The 18,077-nt window shown below is 52.3% G+C and carries 17 protein-coding genes; 11 read left to right on the plus strand and 6 right to left on the minus strand.

Going from position 1 to position 18,077, the window contains the following annotated elements:
* Window positions 1-40: 40 nt before the first annotated feature.
* Window positions 41-541 carry a lactoylglutathione lyase family protein gene (locus AB1N33_RS11140; protein ID WP_411271623.1) on the minus strand — a complete coding sequence of 167 codons (501 nt, stop codon included), beginning with the start codon at window positions 539-541 and terminating at the stop codon, window positions 41-43.
* Between the two features lie 92 nt (window positions 542-633).
* Here AB1N33_RS11140 and AB1N33_RS11145 point away from each other — a divergent pair, with 92 nt between their 5' ends.
* On the plus strand, window positions 634-1,515 hold the full coding sequence (locus AB1N33_RS11145) for a LysR family transcriptional regulator (protein WP_411271624.1): 882 nt from the start codon (window positions 634-636) through the stop codon (window positions 1,513-1,515).
* Here the strand turns inward: AB1N33_RS11145 and AB1N33_RS11150 are convergent.
* The 4 genes from AB1N33_RS11150 to rne form a co-directional block, all read right to left on the minus strand.
* Complete coding sequence (locus AB1N33_RS11150) at window positions 1,512-2,810, minus strand: glycoside hydrolase family 2 TIM barrel-domain containing protein (protein WP_411271625.1); 1,299 nt, start codon at window positions 2,808-2,810, stop codon at window positions 1,512-1,514. The two genes, AB1N33_RS11145 and AB1N33_RS11150, sit on opposite strands and share 4 nt — an antisense overlap.
* 118 nt (window positions 2,811-2,928) lie before the next feature.
* On the minus strand, window positions 2,929-4,467 hold the full coding sequence (locus AB1N33_RS11155) for an AbgT family transporter (RefSeq protein WP_411271626.1): 1,539 nt from the start codon (window positions 4,465-4,467) through the stop codon (window positions 2,929-2,931).
* A gap of 96 nt (window positions 4,468-4,563) precedes the next feature.
* The gene (locus tag AB1N33_RS11160; protein WP_411271627.1) at window positions 4,564-5,565 is read right to left on the minus strand and encodes a phosphotransferase; all 1,002 of its coding nucleotides are present in this window, start codon (window positions 5,563-5,565) and stop codon (window positions 4,564-4,566) included.
* A 48-nt stretch (window positions 5,566-5,613) separates the two neighbouring features.
* Complete coding sequence (gene rne / locus AB1N33_RS11165) at window positions 5,614-8,715, minus strand: ribonuclease E (RefSeq protein ID WP_411271628.1); 3,102 nt, start codon at window positions 8,713-8,715, stop codon at window positions 5,614-5,616.
* 586 nt (window positions 8,716-9,301) lie between these two features.
* Between rne and rluC the strand changes: the two genes are divergently transcribed.
* Together rluC and AB1N33_RS11175 are read left to right on the plus strand one after the other, a co-directional pair.
* Window positions 9,302-10,255 (plus strand): 23S rRNA pseudouridine(955/2504/2580) synthase RluC, encoded by a 954-nt coding sequence (gene rluC / locus AB1N33_RS11170; protein ID WP_411271629.1) that lies wholly within the window; start codon window positions 9,302-9,304, stop codon window positions 10,253-10,255.
* Window positions 10,245-10,892, plus strand: coding sequence for an HAD-IA family hydrolase (locus AB1N33_RS11175; protein ID WP_411271630.1), 648 nt, complete (start codon window positions 10,245-10,247; stop codon window positions 10,890-10,892). Before rluC ends, AB1N33_RS11175 begins: the two co-directional genes overlap by 11 nt.
* Window positions 10,893-11,044: 152 nt before the next feature.
* Here the strand turns inward: AB1N33_RS11175 and AB1N33_RS11180 are convergent, their stop codons facing one another.
* Window positions 11,045-11,656, minus strand: coding sequence for a Maf family protein (locus AB1N33_RS11180; protein ID WP_411271631.1), 612 nt, complete (start codon window positions 11,654-11,656; stop codon window positions 11,045-11,047).
* A 75-nt stretch (window positions 11,657-11,731) separates the two neighbouring features.
* Here AB1N33_RS11180 and yceD point away from each other — a divergent pair, with 75 nt between their 5' ends.
* The 8 genes from yceD to fabF all read left to right on the plus strand — a co-directional run bounded on the left by yceD (window position 11,732) and on the right by fabF (window position 17,920).
* A complete protein-coding gene (gene yceD, locus AB1N33_RS11185; RefSeq protein WP_411271632.1) occupies window positions 11,732-12,265 on the plus strand; it encodes a 23S rRNA accumulation protein YceD in 534 nt (177 codons plus the stop codon).
* A 3-nt stretch (window positions 12,266-12,268) separates the two neighbouring features.
* Window positions 12,269-12,439 carry a 50S ribosomal protein L32 gene (gene rpmF / locus AB1N33_RS11190; RefSeq protein WP_411271633.1) on the plus strand — a complete coding sequence of 57 codons (171 nt, stop codon included), beginning with the start codon at window positions 12,269-12,271 and terminating at the stop codon, window positions 12,437-12,439.
* Between the two features lie 20 nt (window positions 12,440-12,459).
* Window positions 12,460-13,485 carry a phosphate acyltransferase PlsX gene (gene plsX / locus AB1N33_RS11195; RefSeq protein WP_411271634.1) on the plus strand — a complete coding sequence of 342 codons (1,026 nt, stop codon included), beginning with the start codon at window positions 12,460-12,462 and terminating at the stop codon, window positions 13,483-13,485.
* The gene (locus tag AB1N33_RS11200) at window positions 13,482-14,447 is read left to right on the plus strand and encodes a beta-ketoacyl-ACP synthase III (RefSeq protein ID WP_411271635.1); all 966 of its coding nucleotides are present in this window, start codon (window positions 13,482-13,484) and stop codon (window positions 14,445-14,447) included. Before plsX ends, AB1N33_RS11200 begins: the two co-directional genes overlap by 4 nt.
* A gap of 42 nt (window positions 14,448-14,489) precedes the next feature.
* Window positions 14,490-15,413, plus strand: a complete 924-nt coding sequence (gene fabD / locus AB1N33_RS11205) for an ACP S-malonyltransferase (RefSeq protein ID WP_411271636.1) — start codon at window positions 14,490-14,492, stop codon at window positions 15,411-15,413.
* An 11-nt stretch (window positions 15,414-15,424) separates the two neighbouring features.
* Window positions 15,425-16,165: a 3-oxoacyl-ACP reductase FabG gene (fabG, locus tag AB1N33_RS11210; RefSeq protein WP_411271637.1), complete on the plus strand. Its 741-nt coding sequence runs from the start codon at window positions 15,425-15,427 to the stop codon at window positions 16,163-16,165.
* A 199-nt stretch (window positions 16,166-16,364) separates the two neighbouring features.
* The gene (gene acpP, locus AB1N33_RS11215; protein WP_411271638.1) at window positions 16,365-16,604 is read left to right on the plus strand and encodes an acyl carrier protein; all 240 of its coding nucleotides are present in this window, start codon (window positions 16,365-16,367) and stop codon (window positions 16,602-16,604) included.
* 77 nt (window positions 16,605-16,681) lie between these two features.
* Entirely contained in the window at window positions 16,682-17,920 is a 1,239-nt protein-coding gene (fabF, locus tag AB1N33_RS11220; RefSeq protein WP_411271639.1) for a beta-ketoacyl-ACP synthase II, read from the plus strand.
* Window positions 17,921-18,077: the final 157 nt, after the last annotated feature.

Below are 18,077 nucleotides of genomic sequence, written 5' to 3' on the forward strand. Positions count from 1 at the left end.
ACATAAATAAATGTGCATCAGCGGTTAAACCATACTGGCATCAGTAGGCGCCGGCACTGTAGGTCAGTTCATAACTGTGGCTGTATATTTCAAGAATATTGCCGAACGGATCTTCCATATAAATCATGCGGTATGGTTTTTCACCCGGATAGTAGTAGCGCGGTTTTTCCATTCTGCGCTTACCGCCAGCAGCCTCAATACGCTCTGCAAGCGCTTCAAGGTTCGGGTCCTGGACACAGAAATGAAAGATTCCGGTTTTCCAGTATTCAAAATTGTTGTCAGGATTTTGCTGATTTTTAAACTCAAAAATCTCTACGCCGATACGATCGCCGGTAGCCAGATGGGCAATACGAAATGACTGCCAGCCTTTACCAAATACATCGGTACACATTTCGCCAATCGGACTGTTATCTTCTGTAATTTCAGTGGGTTTCATGATGAGGTACCAGCCCAGTACGTCAGTATAAAATGCCACTGCTTTGTCGAGATCGGGAACGGAGATACCGATATGGGAAAAAGTGCGTGGATAAGCTTGCTGCATAGTAAAACTCCTCTGTTTCAATATGCAGACAGTATAAGTATTAATATGTCATAATTTGAAATTATCATTTATTGTAAAAGTGATTACGAATTATGATTAATCCGGTGTGGCTTCGAACGTTTTGTACTCTTGCAGAAACGCGTCACTTTACCCGTACCGCGAGCTATCTTCATATGACCCAGTCCGGGGTCAGCCAGCACTTGAAAAAGCTGGAGGAGGCGTATGGTGAATGTCTGCTTGAAAGAACCAGCAAAACCATGACATTAACGTCTGCCGGCGAGCAGGTTTACCGGGAGGCTCAGCGCATATTGCTGGCCTTGTCGGGACTGGAAGGGGCTGCGCGACATGACAAGCCTTATGCGGGAAGTGTTCACATTATGTCGCCAGGCAGTGTGGGGCTGGCCGTGTATCCGCATTTACTCAGTGTCCAGTCGTCACACCCTGAGCTGGTTATTGACTATCGCTTTGCACCAAACAGTGACATCCAGCGCGCCGTCGAGTCGGGACGTGCAGACATTGGATTAATGACGCATCCCCCGGAGTCAGCCCGGCTGAGTTATGCGCCGCTGGCGACAGAAGCGTTACGACTGGTAACGCCACATTCAATGACGGCGGCCACCTGGGACAACCTGATGGAGCTGGGATTTATCGGTCACCCGGATGGTGAGCATCACGCCAACCTGCTGTTAGGCGCTAATTTTCATCAGTATCGTCACGTAGACCAGTTTCCCCGACGCGGCTTTTCAAACCAGATCCATCTTATACTTGAGCCGGTAGCCCGGGGGCTTGGATTTACCGTGCTCCCGGCGCATGCGATAGACGGTTTTAGCGCGCAAGAAAGTATTCGCGTCCATTCCCTGCGAACCCCCGTTGAGGAGCCGCTTTATCACGTATATCGGGTCACGGCACGGCCATCGGTAGTGGTCAGTCGCGTGATGCAACACATCAGCGAGCTGCTTAGTCCATCGGCCTAGTCCGCGGTGGATACATAAAACGGAATATTGGCGTTGGCGACATGACCCCGGCTGTCGGTGACATAAATGAATAACCGGTAAGCACCGCGTTGCTGTGGTGCATGGAATGTGATGTTGCCGTTGCTGTCATGCTGAACATTCAGATCTGTGACCGACTGTGGACGGGATTCGGGATCACCGCCTGCCTTGATGTCGGTGCTCTCCGGTAGCACTTCAATGCGCAGGGACGGCGAGGGATCTGAGCGGGTATCCAGTATCACTGAAGCTGAGACTGCCTCGCCGGCGGCTACCTGAATACTGTCTTTTGCAGACTGGCCCTGCAGACGCAGCGAATGAATTGAGGGGGCCCGCCAGTCTGGCCACTGACCGGTCCAATTGTAGGTCAGGCTATCCACGACTTCTGTTGGCTGTCCATTTTCAGTAAACACGCCATACCAGGTGGGCGTTGTTTCCTGTTTCTGTCCCCACAGAAAAGCAAACGATCCAAGCGCCCGTCCCGGCGCCGCAACAATACCATCCTGATAGCGCTGGCGATAAGAGGCTGCCTTTTCGGTGCTGGTTTGTTCAATGGGCACTCCCCAGGCGGTTTTTTCAACCTGCCAGTGACCGGTTGGCCCCCATTCTGTCACAACAAACGGACCGTCATAGCCATAATCAAGCAAGGTGGCGGGCAGGGTTTCCAGCCCGCCATAAATATTAATGCTCAGATAATCGATGCTGGGGACACGCGACAGAACAAGGTCAAGCTTTGGCTTGTCGATACCCGCCGTGACGGTAGTCACCAGGTGATGAGGATCATGCTTTTGAATAAATGCGGCAATCTCTTCAACGGCGAACCAGACGTTAGTGTTGGTGTAGAACAGATCAACCTCGTTACCAATCCCCCAGGCGAGCAACGCCGGGTGGTCTTTATAACGTAGGACGGTTTGTTTAACGCGTTCGAACTGTGCGGCGACAGCGGTTTTATCGTTATAATCGAAACCATGACGCTCATGACCCAGGCGCAGACCGAGCATAACCACCAGACCTGCCTTGTGTGCGCGATCAAGAATTTCTTCGGCATTATCGCTACTCCAGGTGCGAATGGCATTACCTCCAGACTCGGCAAGCTGTTCCAGACGTGAACTTCCGCCCGCGCCGCGGATGAAAAACGGTGTTCCCCCGCGCACAATCTGATACCCGTGTTCGTTTTTTTGCAGGCTGACGGGCACGGGCTCATCGCCAGACTTTGCCGCTGTTTGCTGTGCGACAAACAGAGCGATGCCTATTATCAGAGGGGTGAAAACTGGACGCATAGATAAACCTCGTGCAATTGTAAGCGCTGTCATCACACGTTAGCGGATTGCCAGTATGAAATGCAAGAAACCGGTACAGGAAATGTGTGCCCGGAACACGCCGGGCACAGGCGGGACGTTAAGGCGCGATATACTGGTAGGACGCCTGGATCCCCAGCGGGATCCCCAGACTCCAGTAAGCAATCAGAAACAGCGACCAGACAATGATAAAGCTTACCGAGAATGGCAGCATCATGGAGGTCAGGGTGCCAATGCCGGTGTTGGTGACGTAACGCTGGCAAAAGACAACCACCAGAGGAAAATAGGGCATCAGTGGTGTAATGATATTGGTCGAGGAATCGCCAATCCGGTAGGCAGCCTGAGCCAGATCCGGTGAAATACCCAGTTGCATCAGCATCGGAATAAATATGGGGGCAAGCAGCGCCCATTTTGCTGAGGCTGAACCGACAAACAGGTTAATAAGCCCTGTCAGCAGAATAATACCGGTAATGGTAATACTGCCCGGTAATGCCATGGCTTGCAGAGCCGCTGCACCTTTCACCGCCAGCAGGATCCCCAGGTTTGACTGACCAAACGCATAAATAAACTGGGCGATACAAAACATAATGACCAGGTAGTAGCCCATGCCCTGCATGGCTTTGGTCATACCTTCGGCAAATTGTGCAGTAGTGCGGATAGTGCCTATTACCACACCATAGACCAGGCCTGGAATAAGGAATAAAAGGAAAATCAGCGGCACGATAGAGCGCATCAGCGGTGCACTGAATGACGTTAGAGAGCCGTCGTCACCACGCCAGGGAGAGGTATCAAGCGAGGCGGTGACCGCCAGTAACACAATACCTCCTGCCACCGCAAACAATGCCCAGCGCAGCGCACGGCGTTCGCCGTCCTGCAATGGCTCCATAGAGGGGAGGTCGGACAAATCGCCATCTAACGGATTGTTGTTAAGTTTGGGTTCAACCAGCTTGTCGGTGATAAACCAGCCAAGCAGGGTGATGACCAATGCCGACGCGGTTGTAAAATAATAATTGTTGAGCGGGTTAAGCGTGACTGATGGGTCGAGCAACTGCGCCCCGGCCTGTGAAATGCCCTGCAACATCGGATCCAGCGCCGAGGGCACAAAGTTTGCCGAGAACCCGCCTGAAACGCCCGCAAACGCGGCGGCGATCCCCGCCAGCGGATGGCGGCCTGCAGCATAAAAAATAACCCCACCGAGAGGAATAACCAGAACATAACCTGCATCAACCGCGGAGTGGCTGACAATACCAATGAGAATGATCATCGGCGTGAGCAACCAGGTTGCCGTTACAGACAACAACGCGCGCAGACCGGCATTGATAAAACCCGAGTACTCAGCCACTCCGATACCCAGCATCGCAACCAGAACGACACCAACCGGATGGAAGTGGGAAAAATTGGTCACCATGGACGACATAAACTGCGTCAGCGCGCTACCTGACAACTGATTATTAATGGTCAGTGCGTTGCCGTTACGTGGGTCGACGACGCCAAAATCAACCCCTGACAGCAGAAAAGACAGTAGCCAGACAATACCCAGCAACATCAAAAACAGCACTGCCGGGTCGGGGAGCTTGTTACCCCATACTTCAACACGGTTGAGAATTCGCTGAACCAGCGAGGAGGATTGTTGTTCCATGGCCTGATAAACCTTTTTTATTGTTGTGTTTTAGTCCGCTTACTACGCTACTGTAAATTGCGCAGTCAGTATACTAAAAACCCGCCTTTGCGGCGTTCAGCTGTTTACGAGCATTGACAGTGCGACGTGGGTTTGTTGTTCAAGCGCCGGATTGATTTTATGGTGCCCGGGGCTCCAGCCAGACAGGAAGCGATGAAAATCGGCACAGGCAAACGGATAGAGTGAACGCCATGTGGCAATAATGTGTTTACGCTGCGGCGCGAAAGGTCCATTGTCAAGCGCCTTGTCCAGCGCAGTAAAATAGATGTCGAGGCAGAAGGTCGTCGCGTCCATCTGATCCTGTAATGACAGAGCGCTACCCAGAAAATAGGCAACATCTTTTATTCCGGGGCCTTTGCCGGTGTACTGGAAATCAACGGCAGCACAGTCACTCAAGGTTTCGTTAAAACAAAAATTAGCTACTTTTGCGTCACCGTGTAGTACCGTCTGATAAGGGCAGTCAGCCAGCATTTTGTCAATGGCGCTGGCCTGCATTTTCAGATTGCCGGCAGGCATGGCCTGCCATTCTTTATGGCGTGTTGCGAGGTGCCAGTAACAGCCGGTTTGCCATAAATTATCAGCAGAGTCCTGCAGCCAGTGTGCGTGAAAGTGGGCGAGCCAGTTAAGTACCGGCCGGCATGCCTCGGGTGACAGGGTTTGCTCACGTCGGTAAAAGCCCTGTGCATCCAGGTCATCCATGATCAGCACCAATGCGCTGAGCCGTCCGTCCTTGTGGTTTTCACTGCTTGTCACCAGTGCCGGTGTTTGACAGGTGTCAGGTAAACGAGGCTGATAAAACTGGTAAAAGGTGCGTTCTATCTGAAAAGAAAGGCATTTCCGGTCGTGTGCATCCTGATGGTCCCAGCCTCTTGGGTGGCTGGCAGTATCTGGTGGCTGCACCGCTTTGACGACCAACGGTGTCGGGTAACCCTCAAACCACGCGCGAAAGCACTCTCCATAGCCACTCCACAGCGGCTGAATAAGGGCACTGCGAAGACAGCGGGCGGACAGATGCTGTTCAGCATCGTGAAGGTAGTGTGCGGAGGCTGGCTGTGTCATAGCGACAAAAAAGCCGCACAAGGGTGCGGCTTTTTAACGATTTCCGCGTTATTCCACGGAAGCGGGCAGCGTTGCCGGCGCCGTAGCGGAAGATGTTGCACTGGCACGTGTTGCCAGGCGACCAGACACGTTAACTGCAGGGCGGGCCTCATCAGCACGCGCGACAATTGTCAGGTTGCCCAGCTCATCTTCTACGCTCTGTGGTGTTGCCATCGGGTGTGAGACGTTAACACGCCCACGACTGCTGGCAATAACAACAGGTTGAGTCGCACTGGTCGCAGTCTTAGCTGGCTTAGATACTGGCGCTTTTTCCTGCTCTGCGCTGGCAGTGTCTGGCGAAGCGTCCGCCTTGACGTCCTGTTGCGCTGCGGTGTCCGCCTGTGCTTCTGCCACATTTTCTGTTTGCGTAACTGCTGGTTCTGCAGGTGCTTCGGCAACAGGTTCCGGGGCCGCGTTGTCGTCAAGATCAATTTCTACCTGACCGGATAACGACTGATTGTCAGAACGTGCCTCGTCGGCACTCACCGCGTCGTCCTGGCTTGCAGGTGACGTCTCCTTAGCAGATTCAGATGGTGCCTCTGGTGCATCAAACGGCAGTTCATCCTGAAGTGCAGCCACACTATGATTGTCATCAGCATTCTCATCAGCCTGCTGACTTTCTTTCTTACGACGCTGACCCGCAGCACGAACATGACGGGGAGAGCGACGTGAACGACCGCGACTCTCGCGCTTGTTCTGTGCCTGATCATCTGTGTCGGTATTTGCAGCAGAGTCAGTCACTGCATTTTCTGCTTCTGTCGTTTCACTGTCAGCACTGTCTGTCTGCGCCGGCACCTGTTTGTCGGTGTCATCCGCTGACGCTGCAGCTTTGCGACGTGGCTTAGACGCAGGCTTGTCTTCAGTCGCCTGCGCTGATGCCGCTGCCTCGGTGACGCTGTCAGTCGCATCATTGACGAGGGTTTCATCGACTTTTTGCGACTCGGCTTTTTCTTTGCGTGGCGCCGGTGTCTGCTTTTCAGCCGGCTTGGTCGCTGTCTGCTGTTCCTGCGTCGTCACGACCGATGGCGCGTCGCCATCTTTCTGAACACGTACACTGCGACGAACGTTACGGCGCTTGCGGCGCTCAGCGACTTCACGTTTTTTCGTGTTGCCAGCGTCATTGTCGGTACTGGCCGGGACTGACTCAGCAACCTCTTCTTTTCTGGGTTTGTTGTCATCACGCTGTTGCTGCGGCTTGCGCGGCTTACGTGATGGTTTACGCTGCTTATCGTCCTGTTCAGTTACCGGCTTCTTACGATTGTCTTCGTCTTCAGCCTTGTTCTGCCGTGGATCGTTGCGACGGCCACCCTTGCGGTTATTACGGCGGCGGTTATCATTGCGTCCGTCATTGCGGCGATTCTGACCACCCCGGTTATTCCGGCGTTGCGGCTTTTTATCCTGTTCTTTTTCTTCTTCTGCAAACAGAGACTTCAGCCACTTGCCCAGTTTGGCGATCAGTGAAGGTGCCTGGACAGTCTCTTTCGCGGCCGGAGCGGGTGCTGCAACTGGCGCCTGTGTTGGTGCAATCAGACCCTGAAGCGCTGGCTCTTCACGCTTGATCTCTGTGGCTGCCGGTTTGTCACTTTCGGCATCCGTCGGCGCAATCAGTTCGAGGTTATAGCTCGCGTCAGAGACCACTTCGTCCTGACGACGGCGAGTCACCTGATAGTGGGGCGTTTCGAGGTTTGCGTTTGGCAGTAACAGCAGCGACACGCCATGACGCTTTTCCAGTGTCTGGATGGCTTTGCGCTTTTCATTCAGCAGATAAGTGGCAACCGGCACCGGTAACTGCGCTTCGATTTGTCCGGTATTATCTTTAATGCTCTCTTCTTCGAGGATCCGCAGAATTGACAACGCGAGTGACTCTGTACCACGGATAGTGCCGTGCCCTGAACAGCGCGGACAGACATGGTGCGCTGACTCACCGAGTGATGGGCGCAGACGCTGACGTGACATTTCCAGCAGACCAAAGCGCGAAATACGGCCAAGCTGGATGCGAGCGCGATCGCTTCGCACTGCTTCTTTCAGACGATTCTCTACTTCGCGCTGGTGGCGTACCGGCGTCATATCGATGAAATCAATCACCACCAGACCGCCTAAGTCACGCAGACGAAGCTGACGGGCAATTTCATCGGCCGCTTCAAGGTTGGTATTCAGAGCCGTTTCTTCGATGTCGCCGCCCTTAGTAGCGCGCGCCGAGTTAATATCAATCGACGTCAGCGCTTCTGTAGGGTCAATGACGATAGAGCCACCTGATGGCAGGCGCACTTCACGCTGGAATGCCGACTCAATCTGGCTTTCAATCTGATAGTGACTGAACAGCGGCACATCACCCTTGTACAGTTTTACGCGGTTGGCAAAATCAGGGCGTACCAGTTGGATATGCTGCAGTGCCTGCTCGTAAATACTGGTTTTATCAATCAGGATTTCACCAATATCACGACGCAGGTAGTCGCGAATTGCGCGAACAATAACATTGCTTTCCTGATGGATCAGGAAAGGAGCAGGGCGCTCATCCGCAACTTTAGAAATGGCTTCCCACTGTGTCAGCAGAACACGTAAATCCCACTCAAGTTCCTCATAGGATTTGCCTACACCGGCGGTACGGACAATCAGGCCCATGCCTTCTGGCAGGTCGAGACGGCTAAGCGCATCTTTTAGTTCGGTACGCTCATCACCTTCAATACGGCGTGAAATACCACCCGCTCGCGGATTGTTTGGCATTAACACCAGATAGCTTCCGGCCAGTGACAGGAAGGTGGTAAGCGCTGCACCTTTCTGGCCGCGCTCTTCTTTGTCAATTTGTACGATGACTTCCTGGCCTTCCTTGATCACATCTTTGATGTTTGGACGGCCTTCGAATTTATAACCTTTGGGGAAGTAGGTACGGGCAATTTCTTTGAGGGGAAGGAAACCGTGGCGCTCAGCACCGTAGTCGACAAACGCCGCTTCGAGGCTCGGCTCTACGCGGGTGATTTTTCCTTTATAGATGTTCGCTTTTTTCTGTTCGTGCCCGGGACTTTCGATATCCAAATCGTACAACCGCTGCCCATCCACCAGGGCAACGCGCAACTCTTCTTGCTGAGTTGCATTTATTAGCATTCTTTTCATTGTATCTAACTCTGTTAATTCACAGCCGTTCAGACACAAAATTAAAATGACGTGTGCAATATCTCACCGTGCAGTCTCACGACTGGGCGGGGATCTTGTTGTAAGCCGCATTACCGTAAGTATCCCCGGAACATTCCTCGGGCGATGCTGTTTATTCGGTGTCGGGAGCGACAGCCCCTGTTATTTTTTACATTTTCACCACCCCGGCATTACTAGCGCACCGGGATGATAGTCAATTCAATTCTGTCTGGCTAAACGGCGAACGATTGTATTGTTACGTTGTAATACCTGTAAATAACGGTGGCGTCTGCCGGTTTTACCGGTTTCGACGGGACCTGCAAGGCACTCATTTACGGCCTTAATACAGTTATCTCAATGTGTTGATAGTATTACTGTTTCGTTTGACAATGTAGTTCAAACCGATCGTCAACAACCTTTTCAAATCAGGCTGTTGGTCGCAAATTATCGCACTAATACAGGCCCTCAGGCAAGCGGTTATTGGTATGGACTGCGCTGAGTCGCTGCTTTTTATCTTTGTGTTAAGAAGGCGGTGAGTTCAGATGAGGCTTGTTGTATACTCCGCGCCATGAAAAATGAAGCACATCAAAAAGTCCGTTTTGTCACCGTTGAGGCCGATCAGGCCGGTCAGCGTATCGACAATTTTCTGCGTACCTGTCTCAAAGGTGTACCGAAAAGCATGGTATACCGCATTCTTCGCAAAGGCGAAGTGCGGGTCAACAAGGGCAGGGTAAAACCAGAATACAAACTGTGCGCCGACGATGTTGTGCGCATACCGCCCGTTCGCGTTGCCGAAGGCGCACCTGCGCCGTCACCAAAGCTGGACATAATTGCCAGTCTGGAAGCGCATATCCTGTTTGAGGACGACCGGCTCATTGTTATGAATAAACCCTCTGGCATGGCCGTGCACGGTGGCAGTGGTTTGAGTTTTGGTTTGATTGAAGGGCTGCGTGCACTGCGCCCCTCTGCCACATTCATGGAGCTGGTGCATCGTCTTGACCGTGATACATCGGGCTGTATTCTGATTGCAAAGAGGCGTTCCGCGCTGCGGCATATGCATGAACAACTGCGGGCCGGGCAAATGGACAAGCGCTATCAGGCGCTGGTCTCAGGGACATGGCCGGAGAACCGGTTTAAAGTAAAGGCGCCACTGAAAAAGAATGTGTTGCAGTCAGGGGAGCGCATGGTCAGTGTCAGTGACGATGGCAAACCATCAGAAACCCGCTATCGGATCCTGGAGCGTTTTGCTGGTGCTACGCTGGTTGAAGCGTCACCGATCACCGGTCGTACGCACCAGATTCGGGTGCACTGTCTGCACGCAGGCCATCCTATTGCCTGTGATCTAAAATACGGTGACGCCAGCTTTGATGAAGCAATGCAAAAAGCAGGGCTGAATCGTTTGTTCCTGCATGCCCACAGTATTTCGCTATTACATCCGCGTGACGAGAAGCCAGTGAAATTCACTGCGCCGCTCGATGACAACCTGACTCATACGCTCGAGGTATTGCGCAATGCGTCATAAACTGGTGATTTTTGACTGGGACGGCACCCTGATGGATTCAGCCGGTAAAATCGTGAACTGCATGCAGATTGCCGCCCGTGATTGCGGTATGCCGGTACCCGATGCCGATGCGGTGGGGCATATTATCGGCATCAGCCTCAAGCCAGCCATTAAGCAGCTGTTTGAGATTAACGATGATGCCTTGGCAGATCGCTTGGTACAGGCCTATAAACAGGCTTTCCTGGAAAAAGACGCGACGCCCTGTCCCTTATTTAACGGGGTAGAGTCAATGCTGTCAGACCTGGTGCGCCAGCAGCGCACACTGGCGGTGGCCACCGGAAAAGCGCGCCGCGGCCTGGTCCGGGCCTGGCAAAACACGAACACCGGGCACTTTTTCACGGCGTCCCGCTGCGCTGATGACGCCGAGTCAAAACCGTCACCGGACATGCTGCTGCAGTTGCTGGATGAACTCAACGTGCATGCGTCCGAGGCAGTAATGATTGGCGATACCATCTACGACATGCAAATGGCGGAAGCCATTGGTATGGACCGAATCGGCGTGTCCTACGGCGTCCACGCCCAGGTGCACCTTGAACGCCATAACCCCCTTGATATTGTTCATTCCGTCCCCGAACTCAGCAAGGTGCTGGGCGCGTAGGGAGTTGACACCGACGGACAACGCTGACCCCGAGGGAGAGTGGTCATCTCCTCGGCACGCCGTACACCCATCCTTGGGGGCTCCACTGCCGCATCCCTGCGGCAGAGGGCCTTGTCGGTGACCACTCTCCCCCAGCGCCAGCGTTACAGATGTCAGCCCTCAGTCGCCAGCTTAAGTAAGTCGATTTCAAGCTCTGATGCCAGGATATCGCGTAGCAGCATGACGGGAAGGCCAATCAGGGCGTTGGGGTCGCGGCTGTCGATGCGCTCGAACAACAGAATGCCGAGACCTTCTGATTTGAAGCTGCCTGCGCAGTCATAGGGTGTTTCTGCTTTTATATAGCGTTCGATGTCACTGTTGCTCAGTGAACGGAAAATGACGTTGGTGGTTTCTGCGCCAGTACAAGCGACATTTTCATTATGGCAGATGACGCTGAGCGCAGTGAAAAAGCTCACTGTGCGCCCGCTGCACATGGTTAGCTGGCTGACTGCATTGTCATAGGTATGCGGTTTGCCGAGTACCTGCGGGGGCGAGGTTCCATCGATCAGTGCGACCTGATCAGAGCCAATTACAATAGCGTCTGGGTGCTGCTTGGCTATTTTGGCTGCTTTTTCAAAGGCAAGACGCTGACTTAACGCTTTGGGATCTTCGTCCGGATGCGGCGTTTCATCAATGTCCGGGGCAATGCAGGTGACCTTAATGCCAAGGTTGGCAAGCAGGCCTTGCCGGTAGCGCGATGAGGAGGCAAGTATCAGTGGTTTCATGGATTCCTTTATTCGCCGGGTAAACAGCATTAATTCTTTGACAGCAAAGGGTTCACGCTATATTATGCGCGCCCTATGCAGAAAGTGAAACTCCCTCATTCGGTTGATCCGATCAAAAGTGCCGTGAAGCGTTCCGACTACCGGGGCGTGATTGCGACCAGCGATATGGAGAGATTGAGCGGGGCAGTGGTTAGCTGCGAAGACTGGGTGGACGCAGAAGTACAGTTCGAGAAAGACGCGCAGGGTCTTACTGTTTTTCACGGCCATCTTGATACGCAGGTCACCGTTCTGTGTCAGCGGTGTAATGGGGAACTAACACTTCCACTTCATGCAGAGTTCTGCTTTAGTCCGGTGCAGGGACAAGCGCAGTTTGAGCATGAATCCATTCCCGACGCTTACGATCCGGTAGAGGTCGATGACCATGGAATGATTAATCTGCTTCAGTTATTTGAAGACGAGCTGATTTTGTCATTGCCACTTGTACCCCTTCATGCAGAGGAGGCGTGCGCAGTGAGTCAGGATGAAATGCAGTTTGGAAAGATTGAACCGGAACAAGAGCGACCAAACCCTTTCGCGGTTTTGAAAGAACTTAAGCGAGACCAGGAGTAAGTTATGGCAGTACAACAAAATCGTAAAACGCGTTCAAAGCGCGGTATGCGTCGTTCACACGATGCATTGACAGGCGCGACTTTGTCTGTCGATCAAACGTCTGGTGAGACTCATCGTCGTCACCACGTAACCGCTGATGGTTACTACAAAGGCAAAAAGGTTATCGCTGACTAATTATTGTCGGTGACAGCATTTTGTCTCAGCTAACCATCGCGTTAGATATCATGGGGGGCGATCATGGTCCCCCTGTTATCCTCGACGCCTCCCTCAAAGCGATTCGCCAGCAACCTGATTGCCACTTTATCCTGTGTGGCGACAGCAATGTTATTCATCCCGCCCTTGCCGAATTAACTGACGATGAACGTCAGCGTGTCACCGTGTCGCACTGCGACGAAGTGGTTGAGATGGGCGAGGCACCGCGCAGTGCACTGCGCAATAAAAAACAATCCTCTATGCGCCGCGTGCTTGAGCTGGTTGATAGTGGTGATGCCAGTGCGTGCGTCAGTGCAGGCAACACAGGCGCATTATTAACGCTGGCCTACTATCAGCTGAAAACCCTCGCGGGTGTAGACAGGCCTGCACTTATCTCGGTTATGCCAACTGCAAGCCACCACAAAGTCTTTTTGCTGGATCTCGGCGCCAACGTAAACTGTACGTCTGAAATTCTGTTTCAGTATGGTGTAATGGGGTCGGTGCTTGCACAACAGGTAGCAGGTATTGACTCACCACGGGTTGCGCTGCTGAACGTTGGGGAAGAAGACATCAAAGGCAACGCTCAGGTAAAACATGCCGATCAGCTTTTCCGTAATGCCCCTGGTATAAACTACATTGGCTATGTGGAAGGTGATGATATCTTCACCGACCAGGCCGATGTTGTTGTCACTGACGGTTTTACCGGTAACGTGGCGCTCAAAGCCAGTGAAGGACTGGCGAAACTCGTGATAAACGAGGTACGTCGCCAGTCACAGCGCAACTGGCTGACTCGTATTCTGGCAAGAATTGCTCTGCCGTTACTAAAATCTATCTATAATCGCGTGAACCCCGACCAGTATAACGGTGCCAGTTTGATAGGATTGCGCGGCACTGTGATCAAGAGTCACGGTAACGCGTCCTCTGATGCGTTTTATTACGCCATTTTGCAGGCAATCCAGGAAGCACAGATGCAGGTTCCTGACAAAATAAGAACGAAGATAGAAACGGTATTGTTGGAGCAGCTTTGAGCAAATATTCACGATTTATCGGGACAGGCAGCTATTACCCCAGTGAGGTTCGCACGAATGCCGACCTTGAAATTATGGTTGATACCAGTGATGAGTGGATCACCGACCGCACGGGCATAAGAGAACGCCGTATTATTGGCGAGCATGAAACCGCAGCCACCATGGGGGCAGAAGCCAGTAAAAACGCCATTGAGATGGCAGGCATTGATCCTAAGTCCATTGACATGATCGTCTGCGCGACGACCAGTGGACGTTACGCTTTACCCAGCACCGCCTGTGAAATTCAGCGTATTTTAGAGCTCGACGGAATTCCGGCCTTTGATGTTGCGGCAGCGTGCGCGGGTTACTGCTATGCGCTCAGTGTTGCAGATCAGTACATCAAATCAGGCATGGCGAAACGTATTCTGGTAGTCGGCACCGACTGCCTTACCCGCCTGATTGACCCGGCAGACCGTACCATGATTATTCTGTTTGGTGATGCTGCGGGTGCGACCATTATCGAGGCCTCAGACGAACCTGGTATTCTATCAACGCATATTCACGCGGCGGGGTCGTATGGCGATTTGCTGTATGTGGGTAACCCAACCCGCGGTGACGAGGCATCGGTTCATGAGAACTGGGGCGTCATGAAAGGGAATGAAGTTTTCAAAGTTGCCGTGACAAAACTGTCAGAAGTGGTCGAACAAACCCTGGCAGCCAACAACATGGCAAAGTCTGATCTGGACTGGCTGGTGCCTCATCAGGCTAATTTCCGCATTATTAAAGCGACCGCAAAAAAGCTGGATATGTCGCTTGACCAGGTCGTGATGACACTGGAAAAGTATGGCAATACCTCCGCTGCTACGGTCCCAACCGCACTGGACACTGCTGTTCGGGATGGCCGTATCCAGCGGGGACAGCATTTATTGCTTGAAGCCTTCGGTGGTGGTTTTGCCTGGGCATCGGCACTGGTTCGATACTGATTCTTTGCATAACAGCAATAAGATAAACACTAAGGATAGATTATGACTCGTACAGCCTGCGTTTTTCCCGGTCAGGGGTCGCAGAGTGTTGGCATGCTGAAAGAACTGGCCGACACACATGCTTCTGTAATTGACACCTTTTCAGAGGCGTCTTCCGTTTTGGGCTATGATTTGTGGGATCTGGTGCAAAACGATCCGGATAACACGTTAAACGAAACACATATCACGCAGCCGGCACTGCTGACTGCGAGCGTGGCAATCTGGCGTGTGCTTCAGTCAAAGGGCCTGCAGGTCGATTATCTGGCTGGCCATTCGCTTGGCGAATACTCTGCACTGGTGTGTGCCGGTGCGATTGACTTTAAGGATGCCGTAAAACTGGTTGAGTCGCGTGGTCGGTTCATGCAGGAAGCGGTTCCTGCCGGCGCTGGCGCTATGTATGCCATCATTGGTCTTGATGATGCCGCGATAGCCGATATTTGTCAGCAAACCGCTATCGCTACCGGCGACGTGGTTGCACCCGTTAACTTTAACTCGCCGGGTCAGGTTGTGATTGCCGGTGAGAAAAATGCGGCTGAACAGGCTGCGGATGCCTGTAAAGCGGCCGGTGCAAAGCGTGCCCTTCCGCTGGCTGTCAGTGTGCCGTCACATTGTGAATTAATGCGTCCTGCTGCCGACAAACTTGAAGAGACGCTCGCAACGTTGCAGATTAATACCCCTGCAATAAATGTCGTAAATAATGTTGACGTTAACATTGAGACTGAGTCGGATGCGATTCGAAATGCGCTGGTTCGTCAGCTTTACTGCCCGGTGCAGTGGACAAGGACCGTTGAGTACCTGGCCGCAGCCGGTGTGACGCGCGTTATCGAAGTGGGGCCAGGCAAGGTACTTACCGGCCTGAATAAGCGTATTGATAAGTCGCTGGATGCGATTGCGGTGAATACACCAGATGGTGTTGCAGAGCTTTAAGAGGAAGAGGCATGTTTGATTTAACAGGAAAGGTCGCGCTGGTAACCGGCGCGAGTCGGGGCATTGGTAAGGCCATTGCTTCGTTGTTGTCTGCTCAGGGTGCGACGGTGGTCGGTACGGCAACCACTGACAGTGGTGCAGAAAAAATTTCTGATTACCTGGCGGAGCAGGGCGGAAAAGGCATTGCACTGAACGTTACCGACAAAGGTGCAGTTGACGCAGCAATCAAGCAGATCAATGATGAGTTTGGTGGCATTGATATTTTGGTGAATAACGCGGGCATTACCCGTGATAACCTGTTAATGCGGATGAAAGACGACGAGTGGCAGGACATCATGGACACCAACCTGACGTCTGTTTTCACTCTGTCAAAGGCCGTGCTACGCGGCATGATGAAAAAGCGTTTTGGCCGCATCATTAATGTGGGCTCGGTGGTTGGCAGTGCAGGCAATGCCGGTCAGGCTAACTATGCCGCTGCTAAGGCCGGTGTGATTGGTTTTAGTAAATCCATGGCACGCGAGGTCGCCTCGCGAGGTATCACTATTAACGTTGTTGCGCCAGGTTTTATCGACACAGATATGACGAAAGCGTTGACAGATGAGCAGCGAGAGGCGATCTTTAAAGACGTGCCTGCTAATCGTCTGGGGCAGCCAGAGGAAATTGCTGCAACAGTAGCATTCCTTGCCAGCGATGGTGCCGCGTACATCACAGGTGAAACGCTGCATGTCAATGGCGGGATGTACATGAGCTAAATTTCGTATTTTCGCGGAATCTGCTGTGTTTGGGCTGGCATTTGCCCGAACTTGAATGTAAAAATAGAAGTATTGAAAATTTGGGATGTCGCTGGTTTGACCAGGAAATTTGTTGCTCCTGGCGCTTGCAAGGTGTAACCGGGCAAAATAAACTAGCGACACTTTTACTATCTAGTGACGTTAAGGGAAACCTAGAATTATGAGTAACATTGAAGATCGCGTTAAGAAAATCATCGTTGAACAGCTTGGCGTGAAAGAAGAAGAAGTAAAACCGGAAGCTTCATTCGTTGACGATTTAGGCGCGGACTCACTTGACACCGTAGAGCTGGTAATGGCGTTGGAAGAAGAGTTTGATACTGAGATTCCTGACGAAGAAGCAGAGAAAATCACCACTGTTCAGTCAGCTATCGACTACATTAACGCAAATAAAGACGCGTAAAACCGTCCATGAAAAACGGCTCTGATTAGAGCCGTTTTTTGTCTCTCCCCACCTTAGATCCAATGCGAGGGCTTGTTGTGACAAAACGTCGCGTAGTGGTTACTGGTCTTGGCATGCTTTCACCTCTCGGCCTGAATACGGACGCTACCTGGCGTCGTTTGCTGGCTGGCGAAAGCGGCATCGGTGCTATCACCCATTTCGATTGCAGTAACTATTCAACCCGTTTTGCTGGTCAGATTAATGATTTTGACCCGCAGGAATATATTGAAAAGAAAGAAACCAAAAAAATGGACCGCTTCATCCAGTTTGGTGTGGCTGCGGGTATTCAGGCGCTCAGAGATTCTGGCCTGACTATCAGCAGTGAAAACGCCCACCGGGTTGGGGTATCCATTGGCTCCGGTATTGGTGGTCTGGAACTGATCGAACAGAACCACGAAAAACTGCTTAACAGTGGCCCTAAACGGGTGTCTCCATTTTTTGTTCCGTCTACCATCACCAATATGATCTCCGGCTTTTTGTCGATCATGGAAGGGCTTAAAGGGCCTAATCTGAATGTGGTCACAGCCTGTACAACGGGTGTGCACAATATTGGTCTGGCAGCACGTACCATTGCCTATGGTGATGCCGATGCGATGCTGGCCGGCGGCGCTGAAGCGTCAATCACGCCGCTGGGTGTGGCAGGGTTTGCTGCAGCCCGGGCATTATCATCGCGCAATGAAGACCCTCAGGCAGCAAGCCGTCCCTGGGATAAAGACCGTGATGGCTTTGTCATGGGCGAGGGGGCCGGTGTCATTATGCTGGAAGACTATGACAGTGCAGTAGCGCGCGGTGCGACGATTTACGCCGAGCTGACCGGCTTTGGCATGAGTGGTGATGCCTACCACATGACCTCACCGCCGGAAGACGGCGAGGGGGCCGCTGCGTCGATGCAAAATGCGCTCAACGATGCAGGTGCCAGTAAAGAAGACATTGGTTACATCAATGCGCATGGTACCTCAACGCCTGCCGGCGATGTTGCGGAAGTGGCAGCAGTGAAGCGGGTATTTGGTGATCACGCGTATAACCTGCTGGTTAGTTCAACCAAATCAATGACTGGTCACCTGCTGGGTGCAGCAGGGTCGGTTGAGGCCATTTTCACGATCCTTGCACTACGTGACAAAATCGCACCACCAACCATTAATCTGGATAATCCTGGCGAAGGTTGTGATCTTGATTTTGTTGCGCATACCGCAAAAGCGTTTGAGTCGCCACTGGCACTCTGCAACTCTTTTGGATTCGGTGGCACTAACGGCTCACTGATCTTCAAAAGGCTGTAGTACCAACGGTAGTTCACAGAAACAAAAAGGCAGCAATATGAAGTGACCCCCAATAGTTGGACATTCCAATTACTGGGGGTCTTTTTATGTCCAAATACAATAGAGCGTTTAAGTTAAAGCTCGCCAAACTCGCTCAAACTCTATCTTCCGGGGAGGT

Source organism: Alteromonas nitratireducens, from assembly GCF_040812025.1.
GTDB lineage: Bacteria > Pseudomonadota > Gammaproteobacteria > Enterobacterales > Alteromonadaceae > Alteromonas > Alteromonas nitratireducens.

Excerpts from the sequence above, each read along its gene's own strand:
- AB1N33_RS11145 (WP_411271624.1), top strand. The coding sequence starts at position 634 with ATGATTAATCCGGTGTGGCTTCGAACGTTTTGTACTCTTGCAGAAACG.
- rpmF (WP_411271633.1), top strand. The coding sequence starts at position 12,269 with ATGGCAGTACAACAAAATCGTAAAACGCGTTCAAAGCGCGGTATGCGT.
- AB1N33_RS11175 (WP_411271630.1), top strand. The coding sequence starts at position 10,245 with ATGCGTCATAAACTGGTGATTTTTGACTGGGACGGCACCCTGATGGAT.
- fabG (WP_411271637.1), top strand. The coding sequence starts at position 15,425 with ATGTTTGATTTAACAGGAAAGGTCGCGCTGGTAACCGGCGCGAGTCGG.
- rne (WP_411271628.1), bottom strand. The coding sequence starts at position 8,715 with ATGAAAAGAATGCTAATAAATGCAACTCAGCAAGAAGAGTTGCGCGTT.
- AB1N33_RS11150 (WP_411271625.1), bottom strand. The coding sequence starts at position 2,810 with ATGCGTCCAGTTTTCACCCCTCTGATAATAGGCATCGCTCTGTTTGTC.
- fabD (WP_411271636.1), top strand. The coding sequence starts at position 14,490 with ATGACTCGTACAGCCTGCGTTTTTCCCGGTCAGGGGTCGCAGAGTGTT.
- acpP (WP_411271638.1), top strand. The coding sequence starts at position 16,365 with ATGAGTAACATTGAAGATCGCGTTAAGAAAATCATCGTTGAACAGCTT.
- AB1N33_RS11155 (WP_411271626.1), bottom strand. The coding sequence starts at position 4,467 with ATGGAACAACAATCCTCCTCGCTGGTTCAGCGAATTCTCAACCGTGTT.
- AB1N33_RS11140 (WP_411271623.1), bottom strand. The coding sequence starts at position 541 with ATGCAGCAAGCTTATCCACGCACTTTTTCCCATATCGGTATCTCCGTT.
- rluC (WP_411271629.1), top strand. The coding sequence starts at position 9,302 with ATGAAAAATGAAGCACATCAAAAAGTCCGTTTTGTCACCGTTGAGGCC.
- yceD (WP_411271632.1), top strand. The coding sequence starts at position 11,732 with ATGCAGAAAGTGAAACTCCCTCATTCGGTTGATCCGATCAAAAGTGCC.
- AB1N33_RS11160 (WP_411271627.1), bottom strand. The coding sequence starts at position 5,565 with ATGACACAGCCAGCCTCCGCACACTACCTTCACGATGCTGAACAGCAT.
- AB1N33_RS11180 (WP_411271631.1), bottom strand. The coding sequence starts at position 11,656 with ATGAAACCACTGATACTTGCCTCCTCATCGCGCTACCGGCAAGGCCTG.